Origin of the sequence: Streptomyces sp. NPDC049577, from assembly GCF_040675635.1 — a bacterium.
In the GTDB taxonomy this organism is placed as follows: Bacteria; Actinomycetota; Actinomycetes; order Streptomycetales; family Streptomycetaceae; genus Streptomyces.
Genome location: NZ_JBFAPH010000469.1, coordinates 1 through 3,765, shown reverse-complemented (window position 1 = coordinate 3,765; position 3,765 = coordinate 1). Strand labels below are relative to the sequence as shown.

The following is a 3,765-nucleotide window of genomic DNA, read 5'->3' as shown; positions in this document are numbered from 1 at the left end:
CGGACGGACCGTCCGGCTGGGACGCGCTGTGGATCACGGGCGGCATCGCCGCCGCCGCACTGGCGGGGGCCTACGTCTCGATGACGAAGCGCGACGCGTAGCGCTCAGTAGCGCGGCGCGTTGCGGGACCGCTGGAGCCTGGCGCTCCGGCGGTCCTTCGCGTTCCAGCAGGCCTTGTGCCAGTGGCGGCGGTCCTCGACGCCGCCGCCGTACTGCGGCCAGGCGACGACGTGCGGCACCCCGGGCGGGATCTCCTGGTCGCAGCCGGGGCACCGGTACCGCTTGGCCGCCGACGTGCCGCCGACCATGCGCACCGCCCAGTCCTCGCCCTGCCAGGACTCCGTGCGCTCCAGACCGTAGCGGTCCGGGCTCAACTCGCGTGGTTCGGGGGCCTGTCGGGGGTCGGCACCGCCTCGCTGGCGGTTTCGGCGCGGGGACACGGGGCACCTCGGGAAGTCTGGGCTACGGGCCGTGACCAGGGTACGCGTGACCGTCACCGTTCCGGGCAGGCGTCCCTCCGTCGAGACCCCCCTCGGCATCCCGTTCGGCATCCCGCGTCACTTGCGATCATCATGAAAACTTCACGCATGGCCGTACCTTCGGCACGTGTCCGCCGTTATTGCCACTGGGGGGAGCCGCGTCGGTCGCTAGGAGGAACGTAAGCGATGCGCGTTGGAGCTTTTGTCCTGGCCGCGCAGTTTCCCGGCCAGGGGCACGGGGAGCCGCTGTACCGGGCCGTACGGTCGGCGGAGGTCGCCGAGGAGGCCGGGCTGGACGCCGTCTGGCTCGCCGAGCACCACTTCGTGCCGTACGGGGTGTGCCCGTCGGCGATCACGCTGGCCGCGCTGCTGCTGGGGCGCACGCGCCGGATCCGGGTCGGCACGGCGGTGAGCGTGCTGCCGACCACCCATCCGGTGGCCCTGGGCGAGCAGGCGGCGCTGCTGCACCTGACCTCGGGCGGCCGGTTCACGCTGGGCGTGGGCCGCGGCGGCCCCTGGGTGGACCTGGAGGTCTTCAACTCCGGCCTGGGGGCGTTCGAGGAGGGCTTCCCGGAGTCCCTCGAACTGCTGATGCGCTGGCTGCGCGAACCCCGGGTGGGCGCGGCGGGCTCGCGGTTCTCCTTCCGCGAGGTGCCGGTCGTGCCGCGTCCGGACGATCTGCAGGACCGTTCCGGCCCGGGGGTGATGGTGGCGTGCACCTCGCCCGGGAGCGTGCGGCTGGCGGCGGCGCACGGGCTGCCGATGCTGCTGGGCATGCACAGCTCCGACGAGGAGAAGGCGGAGATGGTGGCCCTGTGGCGCAAGTGCGCGCTGGAGGCGGGTAGTTCACCGGAGGAAGTCGCGGCGGCCGCTCATGTCTCGGCCGGGGTCGCGCAGATCGCGGACCGCCGGGAGGACGCGGCGGAGACGCTGCTCAAGGCGATGCCGGGGTGGCTGCACCAGGGGCTCTCGGCCCATGTGACGGTCGACGGACGGGTGCGGCGGATGCGCGATCCGCTCGCCTACACGGAGCTGCTGTGCGAGCTGCATCCGGTCGGACCGCCCCGGCTGTGCGCCGACCGGCTCGCGGCGACCGCCGAGCGGACGGGCATCAGCCGCTTCGCGCTGCTCACCGAGGGCTCCGGCGATCTCGCCGCCACCGAGGAGAATCTACGGCGCCTGGGTGCCGAGGTGCTGCCGCTGCTCACCTGACCCGCCGCGCCCGCCCACCCGGCTCGCCCACCTGACTCCCGGCTCCGTGCCGAGGAGCTGCCGCTCCTGTTCACTCATCGCCTCCCGCACCGGAGCGGCAGCAGGGACGCGTCAGCAGTCGCGTAGTTCCGGCGACTGGTTCAGCAGCTGTCCCCGGACGGAGGTGAAGCGGGCCAGGCGCTCGTCCGCCGAAGGGTCGAGCGGGAAGACCGCCACCCGGTGGCAGTTCTGGAACGCCAGGCGGACCCCGAAGTGTCGCTGCAGCGCTCCGCGGATCGCGTCACTCGCGAGGGCGCGCAGCAGCTGGCCGCGCGCCTGCTCGTCCGGCGGGGGCGTCCGGTTGTCGGCGAACTCACCGCCGTCGACCTTGAGCTGTGCCACCAGGGAGCTGATCATCTCCCACGCGTAGGGCAGGGAGGTCCGGACGCAGTCGACGAAGTCCGCTTCATCGACCTCGCCTCGCTCGGCCTGTTCCAACAGGGCCGGTGAGACGTCGAGCGACATGGGTTCTCCTCTCGCGACCCCGCGAGCGAGGTCTTAAGGAATGGGCGAGCGGACGACGACGCCCTGTGCCCGTACGGCGACCGCCCGCTTCAACGGTAATTCGGCCACTGCTGCCGCACCAGGAGAACGCACATACAACTGGCCAACGGCGAAGGGGCCCATCCAGGGCGAATCGCGTCGAGTGCCTGGTGTCGAGTAGCGTGACGGACCATGCGTCTCGTCATCGCCCGTTGCTCCGTGGACTACGCCGGCCGGCTCACCGCCCACCTGCCCTCCGCACCCCGTCTGATCCTCGTGAAGGCGGACGGCAGCGTCTCCATCCACGCGGACGACCGGGCCTACAAGCCCCTCAACTGGATGTCCCCGCCGTGCACCCTCAAGGAGGGTGACGACAACGTGTGGACGGTGATCAACAAGGCGGGCGAGAAGCTCATCATCACCATGGAGGAGGTGCTGCACGACTCCTCCCACGAGCTGGGCGTCGACCCGGGGCTCATCAAGGACGGCGTGGAAGCACACCTTCAGGAGCTGCTGGCGGACCGCATCGAGACGCTCGGCGCCGGCTACACGCTGATCCGCCGCGAGTACCCGACGGCGATCGGCCCCGTCGACATCCTCTGCCGGGACGCGGACGGCGCGACCGTCGCGGTGGAGATCAAGCGGCGTGGCGAGATCGACGGTGTGGAACAGCTCACACGCTATCTGGAGCTGCTCAACCGCGACCCGCACCTGGCCCCCGTGCGGGGTGTCTTCGCGGCCCAGGAGATCAAGCCGCAGGCCCGGGTGCTGGCCACCGACCGAGGCATCGGCTGCGTCGTCCTCGACTACGACGCGCTGCGGGGCATCGAGGACGACAAGCTGCGGCTGTTCTAGGACCTTCGCCGGCCTTCGTCCCCGAACGCCGGACGGGCCGGCCTCGTCGGCCCGTCCGGCGTTCTGCGTGTTGCGTGTTGCGTGCTGCGTGCTGCGTGCTACCCGGTCGGTGTGACCGGCGCTATCGGCGTGACCGAGGCCGGACCGCTCGCCGAGTTCGTGCTGCTTCCCGTCGCCGCGGAGCGGGACGGCGTCGGCTCCTTGGTCGGCTCCTTGGTCGGCTCCTTCGTCGGAGTCGGCTCCTTCGTCGGGGTCGGCTTGGGCGAAGCCGACCGCGTCGGGCTCTTCGTCGGTGCCGACGGCGAAGGAGCCGACGGCGAAGCCGATCCGCTCGCCGGTGCGGACGGCGACGCGCTGCCGGACGCGCCCGGCGAGGCCGACGCCGCGCCGGAGGCGCCCGGTGTCGCCGGCCCGCCCGTGCCGCGCCGGCCCGGGAGCTGCGGCCCCCCGCTCTCGCCGGCGACCGGCTCGTCCGCGTTCAGCCCCTTGTCGTCGTCCTGCTGGGACGCGGTCCGGCCGGGCTGGACGTTGTCGGAGTGACTGTCGTCGGGGCCGCCGGAGGCGGAGCCCAGGGTCACGATCGTGCCGAGCACGGCGGCCAGCAGGACGCCGGCGCCCGCCGCGGCGAGGTTGCGCCGGCGCCCGTCGCCCTCCAGTACGTTCCGCACCCAGGCGCGCGGCGCGATCCGCGCCGCCG

At 72.5% G+C, this 3,765-nt stretch carries 5 protein-coding genes; 3 read left to right on the top strand and 2 right to left on the bottom strand.

What is annotated here, in order from left to right:
* Positions 1-104: 104 nt before the first annotated feature.
* Positions 105-440, bottom strand: coding sequence for an ATP/GTP-binding protein (locus AB0K09_RS31085; RefSeq protein ID WP_366068745.1), 336 nt, complete (start codon positions 438-440; stop codon positions 105-107).
* Between the two features lie 225 nt (positions 441-665).
* Here AB0K09_RS31085 and AB0K09_RS31080 point away from each other — a divergent pair, with 225 nt between their 5' ends.
* Positions 666-1,691 carry an LLM class flavin-dependent oxidoreductase gene (locus AB0K09_RS31080; protein WP_366068744.1) on the top strand — a complete coding sequence of 342 codons (1,026 nt, stop codon included), beginning with the start codon at positions 666-668 and terminating at the stop codon, positions 1,689-1,691.
* 111 nt (positions 1,692-1,802) lie between these two features.
* On the opposite strand, the gene AB0K09_RS31075 is transcribed toward AB0K09_RS31080, so the two are convergent.
* Positions 1,803-2,195 carry an SCO5389 family protein gene (locus tag AB0K09_RS31075; RefSeq protein WP_366068743.1) on the bottom strand — a complete coding sequence of 131 codons (393 nt, stop codon included), beginning with the start codon at positions 2,193-2,195 and terminating at the stop codon, positions 1,803-1,805.
* A 210-nt stretch (positions 2,196-2,405) separates the two neighbouring features.
* Here AB0K09_RS31075 and nucS point away from each other — a divergent pair, with 210 nt between their 5' ends.
* Positions 2,406-3,068, top strand: a complete 663-nt coding sequence (nucS, locus tag AB0K09_RS31070; protein WP_366068742.1) for an endonuclease NucS — start codon at positions 2,406-2,408, stop codon at positions 3,066-3,068.
* A gap of 111 nt (positions 3,069-3,179) precedes the next feature.
* Complete coding sequence (locus tag AB0K09_RS31065) at positions 3,180-3,608, top strand: hypothetical protein (RefSeq protein WP_366068741.1); 429 nt, start codon at positions 3,180-3,182, stop codon at positions 3,606-3,608.
* Positions 3,609-3,765: the final 157 nt, after the last annotated feature.

What these genes read in the sequence shown, in the direction of transcription:
- AB0K09_RS31080 (WP_366068744.1), top strand. Translation starts at nt 666, where the DNA reads ATGCGCGTTGGAGCTTTTGTCCTGGCCGCGCAGTTTCCCGGCCAGGGG.
- AB0K09_RS31075 (WP_366068743.1), bottom strand. Translation starts at nt 2,195, where the DNA reads ATGTCGCTCGACGTCTCACCGGCCCTGTTGGAACAGGCCGAGCGAGGC.
- nucS (WP_366068742.1), top strand. Translation starts at nt 2,406, where the DNA reads ATGCGTCTCGTCATCGCCCGTTGCTCCGTGGACTACGCCGGCCGGCTC.